This window comes from Halomonas salipaludis, from assembly GCF_002286975.1.
GTDB lineage: Bacteria > Pseudomonadota > Gammaproteobacteria > Pseudomonadales > Halomonadaceae > Franzmannia > Franzmannia salipaludis.
This window is the reverse complement of sequence record NZ_NSKB01000004.1, coordinates 109,718-127,041: the sequence shown is the minus strand read 5'-3', so window position 1 is coordinate 127,041 and position 17,324 is coordinate 109,718. Positions and strand designations below refer to the sequence as shown.

General features: G+C 61.5%; 17 protein-coding genes and 1 tRNA gene. 11 read left to right on the top strand and 7 right to left on the bottom strand.

Annotated elements, in window-relative coordinates; genetic code table 11:
- Nucleotides 1-138 precede the first annotated feature (138 nt).
- The 4 genes from CK498_RS11130 to CK498_RS11115 form a co-directional block, all read right to left on the bottom strand.
- Nucleotides 139-561, bottom strand: coding sequence for a hypothetical protein (locus CK498_RS11130; protein WP_095620939.1), 423 nt, complete (start codon nucleotides 559-561; stop codon nucleotides 139-141).
- Nucleotides 562-646: 85 nt separating this feature from the next.
- A complete protein-coding gene (locus CK498_RS11125; RefSeq protein ID WP_229359062.1) occupies nucleotides 647-1,837 on the bottom strand; it encodes a tyrosine-type recombinase/integrase in 1,191 nt (396 codons plus the stop codon).
- Nucleotides 1,838-2,042: 205 nt separating this feature from the next.
- Nucleotides 2,043-2,116 (bottom strand) — tRNA-Gly (locus tag CK498_RS11120).
- Between the two features lie 268 nt (nucleotides 2,117-2,384).
- Nucleotides 2,385-2,801 carry a CBS domain-containing protein gene (locus tag CK498_RS11115; RefSeq protein ID WP_095620937.1) on the bottom strand — a complete coding sequence of 139 codons (417 nt, stop codon included), beginning with the start codon at nucleotides 2,799-2,801 and terminating at the stop codon, nucleotides 2,385-2,387.
- A 213-nt stretch (nucleotides 2,802-3,014) separates the two neighbouring features.
- On the opposite strand from CK498_RS11115, the gene CK498_RS11110 reads away from it, so the two are divergent.
- Nucleotides 3,015-3,320, top strand: a complete 306-nt coding sequence (locus CK498_RS11110; RefSeq protein ID WP_324615521.1) for a hypothetical protein — start codon at nucleotides 3,015-3,017, stop codon at nucleotides 3,318-3,320.
- 7 nt (nucleotides 3,321-3,327) lie between these two features.
- Here the strand turns inward: CK498_RS11110 and glpD are convergent, their stop codons facing one another.
- The gene (glpD, locus tag CK498_RS11105) at nucleotides 3,328-4,806 is read right to left on the bottom strand and encodes a glycerol-3-phosphate dehydrogenase (protein WP_217987753.1); all 1,479 of its coding nucleotides are present in this window, start codon (nucleotides 4,804-4,806) and stop codon (nucleotides 3,328-3,330) included.
- A 503-nt stretch (nucleotides 4,807-5,309) separates the two neighbouring features.
- On the opposite strand from glpD, the gene CK498_RS11100 reads away from it, so the two are divergent.
- From CK498_RS11100 to CK498_RS11075, 6 genes are all read left to right on the top strand, one after another.
- Nucleotides 5,310-6,398, top strand: a complete 1,089-nt coding sequence (locus CK498_RS11100) for an ABC transporter ATP-binding protein (protein WP_095620935.1) — start codon at nucleotides 5,310-5,312, stop codon at nucleotides 6,396-6,398.
- Nucleotide 6,399: 1 nt separating this feature from the next.
- Nucleotides 6,400-7,500: an ABC transporter ATP-binding protein gene (locus tag CK498_RS11095; RefSeq protein WP_095620934.1), complete on the top strand. Its 1,101-nt coding sequence runs from the start codon at nucleotides 6,400-6,402 to the stop codon at nucleotides 7,498-7,500.
- Entirely contained in the window at nucleotides 7,493-8,380 is an 888-nt protein-coding gene (locus CK498_RS11090) for a carbohydrate ABC transporter permease (protein ID WP_095620933.1), read from the top strand. Before CK498_RS11095 ends, CK498_RS11090 begins: the two co-directional genes overlap by 8 nt.
- Nucleotide 8,381: 1 nt before the next feature.
- Entirely contained in the window at nucleotides 8,382-9,281 is a 900-nt protein-coding gene (locus tag CK498_RS11085) for a carbohydrate ABC transporter permease (RefSeq protein WP_229359047.1), read from the top strand.
- A 12-nt stretch (nucleotides 9,282-9,293) separates the two neighbouring features.
- Nucleotides 9,294-9,566 (top strand): DUF2160 domain-containing protein, encoded by a 273-nt coding sequence (locus CK498_RS11080; RefSeq protein ID WP_076747192.1) that lies wholly within the window; start codon nucleotides 9,294-9,296, stop codon nucleotides 9,564-9,566.
- Between the two features lie 62 nt (nucleotides 9,567-9,628).
- A complete protein-coding gene (locus CK498_RS11075) occupies nucleotides 9,629-11,368 on the top strand; it encodes an ABC transporter substrate-binding protein (protein WP_095620932.1) in 1,740 nt (579 codons plus the stop codon).
- Nucleotides 11,369-11,440: 72 nt separating this feature from the next.
- On the opposite strand, the gene CK498_RS11070 is transcribed toward CK498_RS11075, so the two are convergent.
- The gene (locus CK498_RS11070; protein ID WP_095620931.1) at nucleotides 11,441-12,328 is read right to left on the bottom strand and encodes a LysR substrate-binding domain-containing protein; all 888 of its coding nucleotides are present in this window, start codon (nucleotides 12,326-12,328) and stop codon (nucleotides 11,441-11,443) included.
- A gap of 153 nt (nucleotides 12,329-12,481) precedes the next feature.
- Here CK498_RS11070 and CK498_RS11065 point away from each other — a divergent pair, with 153 nt between their 5' ends.
- Nucleotides 12,482-13,687 carry an MFS transporter gene (locus tag CK498_RS11065; protein ID WP_095620930.1) on the top strand — a complete coding sequence of 402 codons (1,206 nt, stop codon included), beginning with the start codon at nucleotides 12,482-12,484 and terminating at the stop codon, nucleotides 13,685-13,687.
- A 272-nt stretch (nucleotides 13,688-13,959) separates the two neighbouring features.
- Here CK498_RS11065 and CK498_RS11055 read toward each other — a convergent pair whose 3' ends face one another.
- A complete protein-coding gene (locus CK498_RS11055) occupies nucleotides 13,960-14,418 on the bottom strand; it encodes a DUF6314 family protein (protein ID WP_095620929.1) in 459 nt (152 codons plus the stop codon).
- 25 nt (nucleotides 14,419-14,443) lie between these two features.
- Here CK498_RS11055 and CK498_RS11050 point away from each other — a divergent pair, with 25 nt between their 5' ends.
- From CK498_RS11050 to CK498_RS11040, 3 genes are all read left to right on the top strand, one after another.
- Complete coding sequence (locus CK498_RS11050) at nucleotides 14,444-15,325, top strand: carboxylate/amino acid/amine transporter (RefSeq protein WP_095620928.1); 882 nt, start codon at nucleotides 14,444-14,446, stop codon at nucleotides 15,323-15,325.
- A gap of 81 nt (nucleotides 15,326-15,406) precedes the next feature.
- The gene (locus CK498_RS11045) at nucleotides 15,407-16,288 is read left to right on the top strand and encodes an NAD(+) kinase (protein WP_095620927.1); all 882 of its coding nucleotides are present in this window, start codon (nucleotides 15,407-15,409) and stop codon (nucleotides 16,286-16,288) included.
- Between the two features lie 19 nt (nucleotides 16,289-16,307).
- Nucleotides 16,308-17,285, top strand: coding sequence for a metallophosphoesterase (locus tag CK498_RS11040; protein ID WP_095621304.1), 978 nt, complete (start codon nucleotides 16,308-16,310; stop codon nucleotides 17,283-17,285).
- Nucleotides 17,286-17,324: the final 39 nt, after the last annotated feature.

Sequence of the window (17,324 nt, the reverse complement as noted above, 5' to 3'; positions counted from 1 at the left end):
CGCCAGGGCGCTAGCAACCACGCGGAGCGTATCTTCTGTGCATGTTTCCAGTAGAAACTTTGGTAGCAATCCCTTAGACGAACGGCTATGCAACACTGGCAGTGTTGAGGCCAGCGGCATGAATGTTGGGTGTCGGCCCTAGAAGATCGCACCCTTCAGAAGCTCTGCCACACCTGCACGTAGGGCTTCGGTGCCAGCAGCTGCACCGGCACTCCTCACAGCCTGCTTCAAGCGCTCCAGGCCTTTCGGTTTGCCAAGCTCCTCAAGTAGCTCTCCGCCTATCGGGCTCAGCACCAATTGCTTCCCTCGATAAGCCCAGTGCCCGCTCACTCCGACCACCAGGCCCCAATCCTTGGCAGTCACATCATCGCGATCACGGATGAGTCCAGCCATCCAGGCCTCATCCATGTGGTATTTAAACTGCTGACCCATTTCTGTGAACTCGACCGGCTGCCCTTCATCGGGAGCCAAGTGATTCATCAAATCACCGTTATCGATTCCCAGGTAGCCTTTATCGCCAACCAACTCCAAGAGCTGTTTAAGGTAAGCGGTGTCGAGCATGGGCATATCTCCAGTGAGACTATAAGGGGTGCATCATAAAAGCAGTATCATGGCACGTCACGTCAGCGGTGTGGTGTATTACGGGTTAGCCCTGCTCAATACGCTGTTTGAACACCGCCTTGTCTTCGTCTGAGATACCGCGAGCCAGGGCGTCGAGGTAGTCGCTGTACCATTGCATCATCCGCCGGCGGTGCTCCAGGTAGTTCGCCTGGTTGTAGACGCCGGCCACCCCCGCCTCCTTGTGAGCGAGCTGCGCCTCGACGTGGTCCTTGGGCCAGCCGTGCTCACGTAGCAGCGTGCTGGCCGTGTGGCGCGAGCCATGGCCGGTCATCCGTCGCCGGTAGCCGATCCTTGCGAAGGCGGTGTTGATGGCCATGTCGGAGATCACCGGCGTGACAGCACCTTCACCCGGGAACAGGTAGCGTGAGCGGCCAGTCATCGGCCTGAGCGCCTCGAGATCTGCCACCACCTGGTCGGGTAGTGGCACCACGTGGTCCCGGCGCATCTTCATCTTGGCCGCCGGCACGCGCCAGACGTTGCCGTCGATCTCGCTCCACTCTGCCCAGCGCACCATGCCAGGCCGGGATGCCGTGCGTACCACCATCCAGGCGGCGGTGCGCACCACCAGCTTGCTAGGGGACTGCTCTAGGGCTCGCAGGAAGTCGGGTAGCTCTGGCTCCATCAGGTGCGGGTAGCGCTGCTCCTGGGGCGGCTGGGCGGCGATGTCGGCCAGGTTACTGGCTGGGTTGTTCTCTGTGTGGCCCATGGCGATCGCGCGGCCGAAGACCTGGTTAAGCCAGGTGCGCGACTTCTCGGCGGTGTTGAAGGCGCCGCGTTTCTCGATTGCCTCCTGCAGCCGTGCACAGTCGCCGCGGCTGATCTTGTCGACTGGCTGGGCCCCCAGGGCGGGTAGAGCATCGTTGTCGAGCCAGTAGCGAATGCCCCGGAGGGTCTTCTCTGCACGGCCCCGGTCCTGCTTGTCGCGGTACCACGCCTCGGCAGCCTCGGAGAAAGGATGCGCCTCGTCGCCACGCCGCTGCTGCACCGGGTCGATGCCATCGGCTACCAGCTGAGCGATGCGCTGGGCCTCCTGGCGCGCGAACTTGGCCGACCTGTCGGGGTAGCCGCCAATGCCCATCCACGCCCACTTGCCGGTGCTGGGTTTCTTGTAGCGTACCTCCCAGCGCTTGCGGCCTGACGATGCGACAATGAAATACAGGCGGTCTGCCCCGTAGCTCTCGCGGTATTCCTTGGCCTCGGCTTCAAGGGTCTGCAGGACGGTATCGGCAAGCGGGCGGCGTTTTATGGCGGATCGCTTTATGGTGCTCGTGTATGGCTGGGAAGGTCACCATACAATAGGCCATACACGGTGCCTTGTGCTATGCCTGGTAATGTCCGGGCAAGTATGGACAAGGAAGTCAGGCAGATAGCGGGTTCTAGCGGGGTGGTGAAGTATGATCGTGGATATTCGTACAGTATATTGGAGCGGGTGAAGGGAATCGAACCCTCGTCTTAAGCTTGGGAAGCTTCTGCTCTACCATTGAGCTACACCCGCAGGGCGCTTCGGATAGTAAATCCAAGTGCTTAGCCATGCAAGGCGTGGGGCGGGTTGCAAAAAAATTCTCTTCGAGGTGAATCATTTCGCTGGGCGGTGGTCGCAGTAGTATGAGCACAATTCGTTGATAGCAGTCGCGAACCTCGTGCTTATGCTTACTTTCGATCTTGCCGCCACGTTCACGCGTGGCGGCTTTTCTTTGTGTGCCACTGCAGGGGCAGAAGAAAAGCGCCGCCCGCGGGCGGCGTCTGCCAGCCGAAATGCACGGTCAGTGCTTGTTCTTGCCGCGCATGCGCAGGATCGCCATCAGCACGTCGCGACGAGTGACGATGCCCACCAGCCGCTCCTGCTCAACCACCGGAAACACCTTGGGCTTGGTGCCGAGCATCTCCTGGGCGAGGTCCGTGATGCTCTTGTTGGGCGTGACCGAGAGCACCTCGTGGCGCATCAGCTCTCTGACCAGCGGCGGCTCGTCATCGAGGTAGGCACTCTCGAGTACCTTGCCGAGCACGTCCTGCTCGGAAATGAAGCCGATCAGATGATCGCGCTGATCGACCACCGGCACCCCGGGCAAGCGGTGCAGGGCCAAGCCTTCGACCAGGGTGTTCACCGAGGTGGTGGCGCTGACCCGATAGCAATCACGTGACATGATCTCGCGAACGGTAGTAGGGGCCTTGTTGGGCATGAGCGATCCTCCTTGTGCCGGTACGAGCTGCCTCGAGGGCAAGCGTGTCTCGCGCTATCAGCATAGCCGAGTCCGCCAGGGTGCCGCGTGGCGGGTATTAACACGCCTTGCCAACGCTGTCGGGAGGAACCCGGGGCGGGACTCACGACTCGAACAGTTAGCGGCAGGCCCATTATGGGCTGCCCCCACATGTATCGTTGCAGGGGAAGTATCATGGATGCACGTCAGTACCTGGCCAAGAAGGGCGTGATACTCGACAAGGACGACGACAAGCCCAATACCCTTGAGGAACTGGCCTGGTCACGGGCGCGTGAGGCTGGCCAGCATCGCCCGAAAAGTGGCACGCCGCATGATTGGGAGGATTGGGAGCGCTATCACGATACGCTGGCGGAAGGCGCCGATGAGTTGGGGCAGAAGATCAATCCCCAGGCGCATCTTCACTTTGTAAAAAAAGAACAGGCAGAGGAGCGTCAGCGCTCGCCGCTGTTACAGCCCAGGCCCGCTCCGCAAGACGACTGAGGGTGCCTCAGGCCGAGTTCACCATCAGTCGGGAGGCAAGATAGGCCTCGAGACTGCGTCGCTGCTCGGCGTCGATCAACAAGCCGAGCTTGGTACGCCGCCATAGAATGTCGTCCACGCAGTGCGCCCATTCGTGATCTATCAAGTAATCCACCTCGCGCTGGCTGAGGCCAGCGCCAAAATGCTCGCCAAGATCTTCCTCGCGGCTACACTCGGCGAGAAATCCCAGGCACAGGCTGCCGTAGCTCGAGGCAAAGCGCCTTGCCCTGGCCTCGCCGAGGAATGGGTAGTCACGCATCAAGCGCGCGCTGAACTCGCTCTGCGAGCGAATATCGCCACCCGGCAGCAGCGCGTCGGCCGTCCAGCTGCGACCCATCTGCGGCAATAGCTCTTCGACCTCACGCAATGCCGCCTCGGACAGCTTGCGGTAGGTGGTGATCTTACCGCCGAAGATCGACAACATTGGCGCGCCGTGACTGTCCAGATCGAGGGTGTAGTCGCGGGTCATCGCCGAAGGATCGGTAGACTCGTCGTCGCATAGCGGCCGTACCCCAGAGAAACTGCTCAGCACGTCGTCGCGCCCCAACTGCTGCTTGAAGTGGGCGTTGACCACCTCGAGGATATAGTCGGTCTCCTCGTCGCTGACCGAAACGCGCGCTGGATCCCCTTCATAGCGGCGGTCGGTGGTGCCGATCAGGCTGAAGTCCTGGTGATAGGGCAGCACGAAGACGATGCGACCATCCTTGTTCTGCAGGATATAGGCGCGGTCATCATGGTTGAGGCGCGGTACCACCAGGTGGCTCCCTTGGATCATGCGAATGCCGTAGCGCGACTGGCGGTGAGCGCTGTGGCGAATGAAGCTCTCGACCCAGGGCCCCGCGGCGTTGACCAGCACCTTGGCGTGTCGCGTCAACCGCTCACCGGTCAGGGTGTTCTCCAGGCTGATGACCCAACGCCCCTGCTCCTCTCGCGCATCGATACAGCGCGTGCGCACCATGATCTCGGCGCCGTTGTGCTGAGCCTGGAGTGCATTGAGCACCACCAGTCGCGCATCATCGACCCAGCAATCGGAATATTCGAAGCCCTGCACGATGTCGGGGTGCAGTGGACTCTCGGCATCGAAGCGTACCCGCCGCGAGCCGGGCAGGCTGTCGCGCTTGCCGAGGTGGTCATACAGGAACAGCCCAGCGCGGATCATCCAGGCCGGCCGCAGGTGGGGCTGGTGAGGGAGGATGAACCGCAGCGGCCAGACGATGTGAGGCGCTTTTCGCAACAGTACTTCACGCTCCTTGAGCGCCTCTCGCACCAGACGAAATTCGCGGTGCTCCAGATAGCGCAGCCCGCCATGTATCAGTTTGCTGCTGGCCGATGAAGTGGCGCTGGCCAGGTCGGCCTGTTCGCACAGGCCGACCGTAAGGCCGCGTCCTGCGGCATCGTTGGCGATGCCGGTGCCATTGATCCCCCCGCCAATCACGAAGAGGTCCATACACGGTGTCGCTGAAGGTGAGGGCATGGCGCTATTCCATCTGTGTCGTCGCTGGGTTGCCACATGGTGACGGGTCAGGAGATGTGTGTTTGAAAACGAACATAGAATAAATTCTAACGAACATCAAGCGCGGTCGTGAATCATCCATGTAATGGCGCCAATATATTGATATTGAAGTAAAAAATTGCATTTTTGGCGAGATTGGAAGGTATTCTGCTGGGCTTGTGGTTTCGGAAAAAATAATACTTATCAAGGCATTAAATGGTTTTGAGGTCGCTGCAAGGCATCACGGAAGCGGTCGCCACAAGCGATAGCGGCTTAGTCAAAAGTATAACGCGATGAAATAATCATTAATAACAGTGGGTTAATCGTAAAATTCAGCGCAGGGGAGGCGCTTTGCAGGGTGTTCGGAATTTCATGATTGTATGTTCGAACGAAAGTGCACTAGGGTTCGAGAACACGAGTGACGTCGTCACCCATACAACAAACATGATGAGTTCGGCATGTCTTTGATATTAGAAAATATCGATCATGTAGTCGGCGCCAGCACCCACATCGAGGACGTCAGCCTGGAGCTGGCGCCCGGTTCGTTCAACGTACTGCTGGGGCGCACCTTGGCCGGCAAGACGACGTTGATGCGCTTGATGGCGGGGCTCGAAGCGCCAACCCGGGGCAAGGTCAAGATGCATGGTCGCGATGTCACCGGGGTGCCGGTGCGTAAGCGCAACGTATCGATGGTCTACCAGCAGTTCATCAACTATCCCACCCTCAATGTCTTCGACAATATCGCCTCGCCGCTGCAACTGGCGCGGGTCGACAAGCAGGAGATTCATCGCCGGGTTTACGAGACCGCCGAGATGCTGCACATCGAGCATCTCCTCGACCGCTATCCGCTCGAGCTCTCCGGGGGGCAGCAGCAGCGTACGGCGATGGGGCGGGCCCTGGTCAAGGATGCCGACCTGATCCTGTTCGACGAGCCGCTGGTCAACCTCGATTACAAGCTGCGTGAAGAGTTTCGCGATGAGCTGCGCGAGCTGTTCAAGGCCAAGAACTGCATTGCCGTCTATGCCACCACCGAACCCAACGAAGCGCTGGCGCTCGGTGGCCACACCGCGGTACTGCATGAGGGGCGGTTGCTGCAGTATGGGCGTACCGAGGACGTCTACCATCGTCCGCGCGATATTCTCACCGCCGAAATGTTTTCCGAACCGCCCATCAACGTGGTGCCCGGGCTGGTCTCCGGTAGCGAGGTGTCGTTCGACGAGACGCTCTATTTCTCCGCCGATGAGGTGTTCTCGCGGCTGGACCCGGGTAGCTACCACTTCGGCGTGCGCGCCTCGCATATCAGCCTGTCGCGCCACCATCCTAGCGACCTGGAAGTCGAGGTGAGCGTCGAACTGGCCGAGATCAGCGGGTCGGAAACCTTCCTGCACGTGCGCAACGACATCTTCTCCCTGGTGTTGCACCTGGGCGGTGTACATCGCTTCGACACCGACCAGCGCATCAAGGTTTACCTGCCTACTCACAAGATGTACGCCTTCGACCAGCATGGCGCCATCGTGCATGTGCCAAGCCACCGGGGAGAGCGCTGACATGGCCGAGATCATCCTCAAGTCGCTGGCCCACAGTTACTCGGCGAGCCCAAGCACGCCCGAGGACTATGCCATCCGCGAGATGAGCCATACCTGGCACCAGGGCGGCGCCTATGCGCTGCTGGGGCCGTCCGGCTGCGGCAAGTCGACGCTGCTCAATATCATCTCCGGACTCCTCACCCCATCCGAAGGCGAAGTGGTCTTCGACAAGCAGATCGTCAACGACCTCCCTCCAGAGGAGCGCAACATCGCCCAGGTGTTCCAGTTTCCGGTGGTCTACGACACCATGACGGTGTTCGACAATCTGGCATTTCCGCTGCGCAATATCGGTACGCCGGAGAGCAAGGTGGAGCCGCGGGTCAGGGAGATCGCCGATATCCTCGACCTAACGGCCCAGCTCACCCGCAAGGCCAAGAATCTTACCGCCGATGAGAAGCAGAAGGTTTCCATGGGGCGCGGCCTGGTGCGCGACGATGTCTCGGCGATCCTGTTCGATGAGCCGCTGACGGTGATCGACCCCCAGCTCAAGTGGAAATTGCGCCGCAAGCTCAAGGAGATCCACGAGCAGTTCAATATCACCATGATCTATGTCACCCACGATCAGCTCGAGGCCTCGACCTTCGCTGACAAGATCGCGGTGATGTACGCAGGGCAGGTGGTGCAGTTCGGTACACCTACCGAGCTGTTCGAAGCGCCCGCGCATACCTTCGTCGGCTACTTCATCGGTAGCCCCGGCATGAACTTCATTCCCGTCAGCATCACCTCAGGCTCGCTAATGTACGGCGATCTCGCGATCCCGGTGAGCCAGCGTCTGGCCGACTGCGCGCGGGGCTGTCGCACCGACAACCTCAAGCTGGGGATTCGCCCCGAGTTCATCGAGCTGGCCGATGCGCCCGGTGATCAGACGCTCGCGGTCAGCGTCAAGGACGTCCAGGACCTGGGCACCTACCGCATCATGTCCTGCTACCTGGGAGACGAGCTGTTCAAGGTGCGCTTGAACGAAGATCAGGCGGTGCCGCACGGGACGGCCCACCTGCGTTTCCCCGAGCGCTGGCTGGGGCTCTACGCCGACGAATACCGAGTGGAGATGGAGCATGGTTAATAAGGTATATAACAACAGAGCCTGGCTGCTGGTGCTGCCGATGCTGGTGCTGGTGGCATTCTCGGCGATCATTCCGCTGATGACGGTGGTCAACTACTCGGTGCAGGACGTGTTCGACGCCAACACCCGCTTCTTCACCGGCGTAGAGTGGTTCGAGCGCACCCTCAACGATGCCGGACTGCAGGCGGCGCTGCTGCGTCAGTTCGCCTTCTCGTTCACTGTGCTGGCGATACAGGTACCACTGGGCATCGGTATCGCGTTGCTGATGCCCAAGCGCGGCTGGCAGGCCTCGGCGGTGTTGATCCTGATCACCCTACCGCTGCTGATTCCATGGAATGTGGTGGGTAGTATCTGGCAGATATTCACTCGCGGCGATATCGGCCTGATGGGGGCCGGGCTGCGCGGGCTGGGCTACGGCTACAACATCACCGGCAATCCGGTGGATGCCTGGGCGACGATCATCTTGATGGACGTCTGGCACTGGACGCCGCTGATTGCGCTGCTCTGCTACAGCGGCCTGCGCTCGATCCCCGAGGCCTACTATCAGGCGGCGCGCATCGATCGGGCCTCCAAGTGGGCGGTGTTCCGCTACATTCAGCTACCCAAGCTGACCAACGTGCTGGTCATCGGCGTGCTGCTGCGCTTCATGCACTCCTTCATGATCTACGCCGAGCCCTTCGTGTTGACCGGCGGCGGGCCGGGCAGCAGTACCACCTTCCTCAGCCAGTCGCTGACCACCATGGCCATCGGCCAGCAGGACCTGGGTCCATCGGCGGCATTCTCGCTGATCTATTTCCTGATCATCCTGCTGGTCTGCTGGGTGTTCTATACCGCGATCATGAACATGCAGAAAGACAAGGCCGAGCGGGGAGGCGTCTGATATGAACCAGCGAATCGACACCCACGTCGAGCAGGCGAGCGCCTCGCAAGGGACGGAAAGTGAAACATTCCAGCGCGCCGAGGCGAAAAAGCGTGGCCGCTCACGGCTGCGCCCGCGGACCCTGCTGGCGCTCTACTTGATATTCATTCTGCTGCCGATCTATTGGCTGCTGAATATGTCCTTCCAGACCAACAGCGAGATTCTCGGCTCCTTCTCGCTGTGGCCGCAGAACTTTACTGCGGCTAACTATATGGGGATTTTCACTGACTCCTCCTGGTATATGGGCTACGTCAACTCCATCGGCTACGTGCTGATGAACATGCTGATCAGTATCTCGGTGGCCTTGCCGGCGGCCTACGCTTTCAGTCGCTTTCGCTTCATCGGCGACAAGCACCTGTTCTTCTGGCTGCTGACCAACCTGATGGCGCCGCCGGCGGTATTCCTGCTGCCCTACTTCCAGCTCTACTACTCGGTGGGACTCTTCGATACCCATATCGCCGTGGCCCTGGCGCACTGCCTGTTCAACATCCCGCTGGCGATCTGGATTCTCGAGGGTTTCATGAGCAGCGTGCCCAAAGAAGTGGATGAGACCGCCTATATCGACGGCTACAGCTTCCCGCGTTTCTTCGTCAAGATCTTCATTCCAATGATCCGCTCGGGGATCGGCGTGACGCTGTTCTTCCTGTTCATGTTCTCGTGGGTCGAGCTGCTGCTGTCTCGGACGCTAACGGCCACTAGTGCACAGCCCATCGCATCGATAATGACGCGTACCTCAACTGCCTCGGGGATCGACTGGGGCACGCTGGCCGCGGCAGGGGTGCTGACCATTCTGCCCGGTATCGTGGTGGTCTATTTCGTTCGCAATCATATCGCCAAGGGCTTTGCCCTGGGCCGTACCTGAGGGGATACACAGATGGCTTGGATGGTCTGGACCCTACCCACGGCGGTGTTCTTCTCGACGATTGCCGCGATTCTCGCCGGCATGACCGCCTGGGAGGTGATCTCACCCACGGTGGAGCGCAAGGGATTCTTGCCTATCGCTACCACCCGCGGTGATCGCCTGTTCATCGGGCTGCTCAGCGCGGCCTACATTCACCTGATCGTGGTGGGTTTTACCGATATCACGATCTGGTTCGCCCTGGCTGTGTCAGTGGTTTGGCTTCTGATACTGATGCGCTGGGGGTGAGACGAAGTACACGGATGGATTTCGCGTCACGGAAGACAACAATAAGCAATAACGAGGTCATCATGAAACATACCAGGATGAAACTGACGGTGCTCGCCAGCAGCCTGATGCTCGCCTCGGCGGCGCTCCACGCTGACAACCACGATGCCAGGGCCATCGCCGAAAGGCTGGTGGATGAACACTTCCAGAACTCGACGCTGTCCCGTGAGGAGCAGATCGAGGAGCTGCTGTGGTTCGCCGAAGCGGCGGAGCCGTTCCGCGGCATGCAGATCAGCACGGTAGCGGAAGGCTTGACCACGCATGTGTGGGAACGTGATGTACTAGCCCCGGCCTTTGAAGAGCTGACCGGTATCGAGGTCACCCACAACATCATCGGTGAAGGTGATGTGGTTGATAACATGCAGACTCAGATGCAGTCCGGCAACAGCATCTACGACGGCTACGTCAATGATTCCGACGCCATCGGCACGCATATCCGCTACGGCACCACCATCAACCTTTCCGAGGCCATGGAGAACGAGTGGGCCGACTTTACACTGCCAAGCCTGGATCTCGACGACTTCATCGGCATCCAGTACACCACCGGCCCGGATGGCAGTATCTACCAGCTCCCCACCCAGCAGTTCGCCAATCTCTACTGGTTCCGCTACGACTGGTTCGAACGCGAAGACCTGCAGGAGCAGTTCCGCGACATCTACGGCTACGACCTGGGCGTGCCCACCAACTGGACGGCCTACGAGGAGATCGCCGAGTTCTTCACCGAGCACGTCGGTGAGATCGACGGTCAGCGCGTCTACGGCCACATGGACTACGGTCGCCGCGACCCGTCGCTGGGCTGGCGTTTCCACGACTCCTGGCTCTCCATGGCCGGCATGGGCAGCCCCGGGGTTCCGTTCGGCAACCCGGTGGATGACTGGGGCATTCGCGTCGACGAAGAGAGTCGCCCGGTGGGCGCCAGCGTGACCCGCGGCGGCGGCACCAATGCCCCAGCCTCGGTGTTCGCCATGCAGAAAGCCGTGGACTGGCTCAACGCCTACGCCCCGGAAGAGGCCCAGGGCATGACCTTCGGTGAAGCCGGCCCGGTGCCGGCCCAGGGCCAGATCGCCCAGCAGATCTTCTGGTACACCGCCTTCACCGCCGACATGACCGATCCCAGCGTGCCGGTCACCGACGACGAGGGGAATCCCAAGTGGCGCATGGCGCCGTCACCGGTGGGGCCGTACTGGGAAGAGGGCATGAAGGTCGGCTATCAGGACGTGGGCTCCTGGACCTTCTTCGACTCCACCCCGGAGGACCGGCGTACCGCGGCCTGGCTGTTCGGCCAGTTCACCACCGCCAAGTCGGTGTCGCTTGAGAAGCTGATGCACGGCCTGACCCCGATCCGCGAGTCGGACATCTTCTCCGATCAGATGACCGAGCTGGCGCCCAAGCTGGGCGGCCTGGTGGAGTTCTATCGCAGCCCCAACGAGTCCAACTGGACGCCGACCGGCACTAACGTGCCCGACTATCCGCGCATGGCACCGCTGTGGTGGCAGAACCTGGCGCCGGTGATGAGCGGTGAAGTCACGCCCCAGGAAGGCCTCGACAACCTGGCGGGGGCGATGGACGACATCATGGCGCGCCTGGCGCGGGCCAACGTCTTCGAGACCTATGCGCCGGTGCTCAACGACGAGCAGGACGCGGAGTACTGGTTCGAGCAGCCCGGCGCACCCAAGCCCAAGCTCGACGACGAGATGCCGCAGGGCACCACGATCCCCTACGACCAGATGATGGAAGAGTGGATGGCCGCCGGTACCCGTTGATCGGCAACTAGCCTCCATTGCCCCGCACGGCTCAGCACCGGCGGGGCTTTTTTAACGTCACTATGCATGCAGTTAGTGCTTGAACAGTGTCTCGACCATGAAGTCGATGAAGACGCGCAGCTTCGGCGCCAGGTGTTTGCTCGATGGCCACAGCAGCCGGAAGGTGCCCTGGTGCTCGACATGCGCATCCAGCACCGACACCAACTCTCCCCGCTCGATGGCCTGCCGCACCATGAAGTCTGGCAGGCACGCAATGCCAAGACCTGCCACGGCCACGTCCATTAAGGCGGCAGACGTGTTACACGCCATACTGGCCGGGACCTCCCATTCCGGCGCCCCTTCGATGCGCTTCAACGGCCATGGCTCAAACTTTCCCGTGGAAGGAAACTTGTGCTGCAGGCAAGCGTGATCGGCGAGATCTTCAGGAATCTTAGGTGTTCCGTGGTCGGCCAGATAGCCGGGGGAGGCGACCAGTTGCAGCCGGTAGCTACCGACTTGACGGGCCATCAAACGCGAGTCGTTGGGTTCGCCGGTGCGCATCACCACATCGAAGCCCTCCTCGATCACGTTCACCAAGCGATCCGAGAAATCCACGTCCAGTTCGATGTCTGGATAACGTCGCATGAACGCGGTCAGGGCGGGCATGACCAGCATGCCGACCAGGGGGAGACTGATACGCAGCCGACCCCGTGGCGCCTGCCGGGTCTCGGACAGCTCCAGTTCGGCCGCTTCGATTTCGCACAGGATGCGCCGACAGCGTTCCAGAAACAGCGCGCCTTCATTGGTCAAGGTGATGCTGCGCGTGCTGCGATGGAGCAGGCGCACTCCCAAGCGCTCTTCCATCCTGGACACGCTTTTGCCCACCGCTGATGAGGACACGCCGAGGATGCGCCCGGCCTCGGAAAAGCTACGGGCTTCCGCCGCTTGTACGAAGAATGCGATGCCGTTGAGCGACTCCATCGTTACATCCATTTGAGAATATTTGTCCGGTATATTCGGAATATTAGCATTATTGTCTTGCGTTGAGGGTTCTCTCAATATCGCTGCCTACATTCCATTCATGCCGATTCCGTGGCATTTGCGCGGGAGATCGGCACTCGAAAAGGCAACGTTATGGCAAGTTCAACCACAACGGCTCTTGGTGGTGGCACAGATCAAGGTGTCGCACGCCTTCCTATCGCATCGCTGCTGGCCCTGGCGTTAGCGGGTTTCGTCACTATCCTCACGGAAGCCTTACCGGCGGGCTTGCTGCCGCACATTAGCGCTGGCCTGGGGATTTCCGAAGCGCTGGCCGGACAGTTCGTCACCCTCTACGCCATCGGCTCGCTGGTCGCCGCGATACCTCTGACTGCCGCCACGCAAGGCATGCGCCGTCGCCCGTTGCTGCTGGCAGCCCTGACGGGCTTTGTCGTCGCCAATACTGTCACGACGTTTTCCAGCAGCTATCTCCTAACGATGGTGGCGCGCTTCCTGGCGGGTGTGTCGGCAGGGCTACTTTGGGCACTACTGGCAGGCTATGCCGCACGCATGGTGCCCGATCACCAAAAGGGTCGGGCCATCGCCATTGCGATGGTGGGTACGCCATTGGCGCTGTCACTCGGGGTGCCGGCGGGCACATTTCTGGGCAATCTGGTGGGCTGGCGGATGTGCTTTGGCCTCATGAGCCTACTGGCGCTGATACTGATGGCTTGGGTGCACGTCAAGCTGCCGGACTTCGCGGGTCAGGCCATGGGCAAGCGGTTGTCACTCGGTCAGGTGTTCACCCTGCCGGGTATCCGCCCGGTACTGTTCGTGGTATTGGCCTTCGTCCTCGCGCACAACATCCTCTATACCTACATCGCGCCGTTTCTGGCGATGGCGGGAATGGCCGAGCGTACCGATCTGGTGTTACTGGTGTTTGGTATCACGGCATTGTTGGGTATCTGGATCATCGGTGTGCTGATCGACCGCCATCTGCGTGCGCTGACGCTTGCCAGCACGCTCTTGTTCGGCCTTTCTGCGCTGGCGCTCGGTGTGGCGGGCGATGCTCCTGGCGTGGTGTATGCCGCAGTGGCTGCCTGGGGGCTGGCCTTTGGCGGCGCGGCGACGCTGTTCCAGACCGCCGTCGCCAAGACGGCCGGTAATGCGGCTGATGTTGCGCAGTCGATGCTGGTCACGGCCTGGAACATGGCGATAGCAGGTGGCGGAATTGTCGGCGGTATCCTGCTGGATCGCATCGGCGTCACCGCATTCTCGCCCGTTCTGCTGGTGCTGCTAGCGGGAACGCTAATCGTCGTGTGGGCCGCCAGGCAGCATGGGTTTCCGGATGCGGAAGGGTAATTGGCCGGTGCCCTTGTTGTCATGTCTCACTTGAATTGCTGCGGCCTTCTTCTCCGCTTCTCGTAATGGCGACATGGGAAGCCTGCGGTCACTGCTGAGAGATGACGTGGCGGCCTGCACCGATGGTGGTGGCAAAGTGCCCGCATCGCCGCGTCCGCTGATTGGCATCACTGAAGTGATGGCGCGGCACATCCAGCTTGCGCAGGAGTTCACCAAGACGCCATCGCTGCTGATCCGCTATGTGATGCTTGAGTTGCAGAGGGTAGGTAATGTTACTGCCGATAGCGGTAGTAGAGCCGCTCGTCCTTGCGTGGGCCACTGATCCGCCAGTCGAGGTCGACGCCATCGTCGCGCAGGCTCAGCCGCGCGCTGTACCGATCGTCGCCGCACAGGTGGGCGTCGCGGGCGACCAGGACGCCCTCCTCGGCGCTGGTCACCAGGTCGAACAGCCATACCGCATGCGCCTTGCCGCGGCGCTCGTGATAGAGCCCGATATGCTCGTCGTGAAGCGCCCAGCGATAGACGTTGCGAAAGGCTACCTCGGCGTCGCCGCGGTCGAGCCTGAAGTGGCCCTGTTCGTGGAAACGCAGGCCGTCGGGGTCGCGGCCGACCTCCACGCTACCCTGGCCGCTGCCGCTCCAGGCGCACTGCGAGCGCTCGCCGGAACAGGAAGTGAAGCTGATCCGTGCGATGCTGGCCAGTCGCTGAGTGATGCGTATAATGTCCGTCAACTTTTCAATTCTCAAGGGTTCACTAATGGGTTATCTGATCGGCATCACGGCGCTGTGGGCCTTCTCGTTCTCACTGATCGGCGTCTACCTGTCGGGCCAGGTCGACAGCTACTTTGCGGTATTGACCCGGATCGCCCTGGCGGCGCTGCTGTTCGTGCCGTTTCTCAAGCCGCGGCTGCTGGCACATGGCCACAAGCTGGCGCTGATGGGCATCGGGGCGATACAGCTGGGGCTGATGTACGTGTTCTTCTACCAGTCCTTTCTGTTGCTGTCGGTACCCGAGGTGCTGCTGTTCACCATCTTCACACCGCTCTACGTGACCCTGCTCGACGACGCCATGGCGCGGCGCTTCTCGCCATTCTACCTGCTGACCGCGCTGCTTGCCGTGCTCGGCGCGGCGGTGATTCGCTACGATGGCATCGACAGCGGCTTCTGGCAGGGTTTCCTGGTCGTGCAGGGCGCCAACCTGTGCTTCGCCTTCGGCCAGGTCGCCTACCGGCATCTGGCCGCGCGACTGCCGGCGGAGTTGCCGCAGCTGGGCGTGTTCGGCTGGTTCTACCTGGGCGCGCTGTGCCTGGCGGCGGTGGCCTATCTGCTGCTTGGCAACCGCAGTATGCTGCCCACCACGGGGCTGCAGTGGGGCGTGCTGCTGTGGTTGGGCCTGGCGGCCTCGGGAGTGGGGTACTTCCTGTGGAACAAGGGCGCGACGCTGGTCGATGCCGGGGCGCTGGCGATCATGAACAACGCCCTGATCCCCGCCGGTCTGCTGGTCAATCTGGTGATCTGGAATCGCGATGCCGACTTGCTTCGGCTGGCACTGGGCGGCGGCATCATCCTCGCTGCGTTGCTGATCAACGAGTGGTGGGGCAAGCGCCGCAAGGCGCTGCACGCTTATCGTCAGGCCTGAAGCATACCCGCAGTAATGGGGGCGTTTGCCCGGGCCGAGGGCACACCGCATAATGATTGGCCTCGGCACAAGGGCGATAACATGACGACTTTCAAGACCATCGGCCTGATTGGCCGGCTGGGCAGCGCCAAGGTGGTGGACACCCTCAAGCGGCTGATCCGCTTTCTCGACGGCCACGGCTATGCGCTGGTGATCGAGGATCGTACTGCCACGGTGCTGCTCGACCACGGCCACCGCGAGGCGAGCCGCGAGACCCTTGGCGAGATCTGCGACCTGGCGATCGTGGTCGGTGGCGATGGCAGCCTGCTTGGCGCCGGCCGGGCGATGTGCCGTAGCGGCACCCCGGTGCTCGGCGTCAATCGTGGGCGGCTGGGGTTCTTGACCGATATTTCGCCCAACGAGCTGGAGGAGCGGGTCGGCGAAGTGCTGGCCGGACACTACGAGGTCGAAGAGCGTTTCCTGCTCGACGCCGAGGTGTATCGTGGTGAGGTGCTGGTGGGCGCCGCCGATGCCCTCAACGACGTGGTCATGCACCCCGGCAAGGCGGTGCGGATGATCGAGTTCGAGCTGTTCATCGACGGCCAATTCGTCTATAGCCAGCGCAGCGACGGCCTGATCATCGCCACGCCAACTGGCTCCACCGCCTATGCGCTGTCCGGCGGCGGGCCGATCATGCATCCCAAGCTCGATGCCATTACCCTGGTGCCGATGTTTCCGCATACCCTGTCGAGCCGGCCGATCGTGGTCGACGCGGCGTCCGAGATTCGCATCCATATCGGTGAGACCAACGAGGCCTATCCCCACGTCAGCTGCGACGGCCAGACCAAGGTGGTCTCCAAGCCGGACGACATCCTCTACGTGCGGCGCAAGCCGCAGCGCCTGACGCTGCTGCATCCCCACGGCTACAACTACTACGAAGTGTGTCGCAGCAAGCTCGGCTGGAGCAGCCGGTTGGGAGATTGAGGTGACCCTGGCGTCCACTATCGAAGGCTATGATCTGATCGGCGACGTGCACGGCTGCGGGGCGACCCTGGCCGCGCTGCTCGAGAAGCTCGGCTACCATCAGCGCGGTGGCGTCTATCGCCATCCGCGGCGCAAGGTCATCTTCCTCGGCGACCTGATCGATCGCGGGCCGCGGATTCGCCTCGCGGTCAATATCGCGCGGCGCATGGTCGAGGAGGGCGAGGCGCAGATCGTCATGGGCAACCACGAGTACAACGCCCTGGCCTACTGTCATCGCCTCGGCGACCATGGTTGGCTGCGGCCGCATACGCCACGCCACAATCGCATCATCATGAATACCCTCGAGCAGTACCGCGACCACCCCGGCGAGTGGGACGATGTGCTGGCCTGGTTCATGCAGATCCCGCTGTTCCTCGACCTCGGCGAGCTGCGCGTGGTGCACGCTTGTTGGGACCAGCCGCTGATCGACGCGCTGCGCCATGAATGTCCCGACGCATGCCTCGACCGGGCCATGCTCGAGGCCTCGGTGGATTCCGATACCCTGGCCTTCCGCGCCCTCGATAGATTGACCCGCGGCAGCCACCTGCCGCTTCCCGAAGGCATCGAAATTCACTCCGGCGACGGCTTTACCCGCAAGACCTTCCGCACCCATTTCTGGGCGCGTGATCCGCAGTTCTATGGTGACGTGATCTTCCAGCCCGACAACCTGCCTGACGATCTCGAACTGCGCCCGCTGAGCGACGCCGAGCGCCAGCGCCTCAGCTACTACGGCCCGGAGAAGCCGCCGCTGTTCATCGGTCACTACTGGTGCGAGGGCATCCCGGCGCTACCGGCGCCCAACATCGCCTGCCTCGACTACAGCGCGGTGAAATACGGCCGACTGGTGGCCTATCGCTGGAGCGGTGAGCAGCGCCTGGATGCCAATCATTTCGTGTGGGTCAGCGTGCCCCGTGAAGAGCAGGCACGGCCGCAGCCGTGGGAAATCGACTTCGACTAGCTCGAAACAAATCGTTACACGATTTTTTATGCCAGCGGC

Bases quoted from the DNA above. Each gene is read 5' to 3' on its own strand.
- glpD (WP_217987753.1), bottom strand. From the start codon at position 4,806: ATGGACCTCTTCGTGATTGGCGGGGGGATCAATGGCACCGGCATCGCC.
- CK498_RS11070 (WP_095620931.1), bottom strand. From the start codon at position 12,328: ATGGAGTCGCTCAACGGCATCGCATTCTTCGTACAAGCGGCGGAAGCC.
- CK498_RS11080 (WP_076747192.1), top strand. From the start codon at position 9,294: ATGGCTTGGATGGTCTGGACCCTACCCACGGCGGTGTTCTTCTCGACG.
- CK498_RS11050 (WP_095620928.1), top strand. From the start codon at position 14,444: ATGGGTTATCTGATCGGCATCACGGCGCTGTGGGCCTTCTCGTTCTCA.
- CK498_RS11090 (WP_095620933.1), top strand. From the start codon at position 7,493: ATGGTTAATAAGGTATATAACAACAGAGCCTGGCTGCTGGTGCTGCCG.
- CK498_RS11045 (WP_095620927.1), top strand. From the start codon at position 15,407: ATGACGACTTTCAAGACCATCGGCCTGATTGGCCGGCTGGGCAGCGCC.
- CK498_RS11065 (WP_095620930.1), top strand. From the start codon at position 12,482: ATGGCAAGTTCAACCACAACGGCTCTTGGTGGTGGCACAGATCAAGGT.
- CK498_RS11095 (WP_095620934.1), top strand. From the start codon at position 6,400: ATGGCCGAGATCATCCTCAAGTCGCTGGCCCACAGTTACTCGGCGAGC.
- CK498_RS11085 (WP_229359047.1), top strand. From the start codon at position 8,382: ATGAACCAGCGAATCGACACCCACGTCGAGCAGGCGAGCGCCTCGCAA.
- CK498_RS11130 (WP_095620939.1), bottom strand. From the start codon at position 561: ATGCTCGACACCGCTTACCTTAAACAGCTCTTGGAGTTGGTTGGCGAT.
- CK498_RS11110 (WP_324615521.1), top strand. From the start codon at position 3,015: ATGGATGCACGTCAGTACCTGGCCAAGAAGGGCGTGATACTCGACAAG.
- CK498_RS11100 (WP_095620935.1), top strand. From the start codon at position 5,310: ATGTCTTTGATATTAGAAAATATCGATCATGTAGTCGGCGCCAGCACC.
- CK498_RS11075 (WP_095620932.1), top strand. From the start codon at position 9,629: ATGAAACATACCAGGATGAAACTGACGGTGCTCGCCAGCAGCCTGATG.
- CK498_RS11115 (WP_095620937.1), bottom strand. From the start codon at position 2,801: ATGCCCAACAAGGCCCCTACTACCGTTCGCGAGATCATGTCACGTGAT.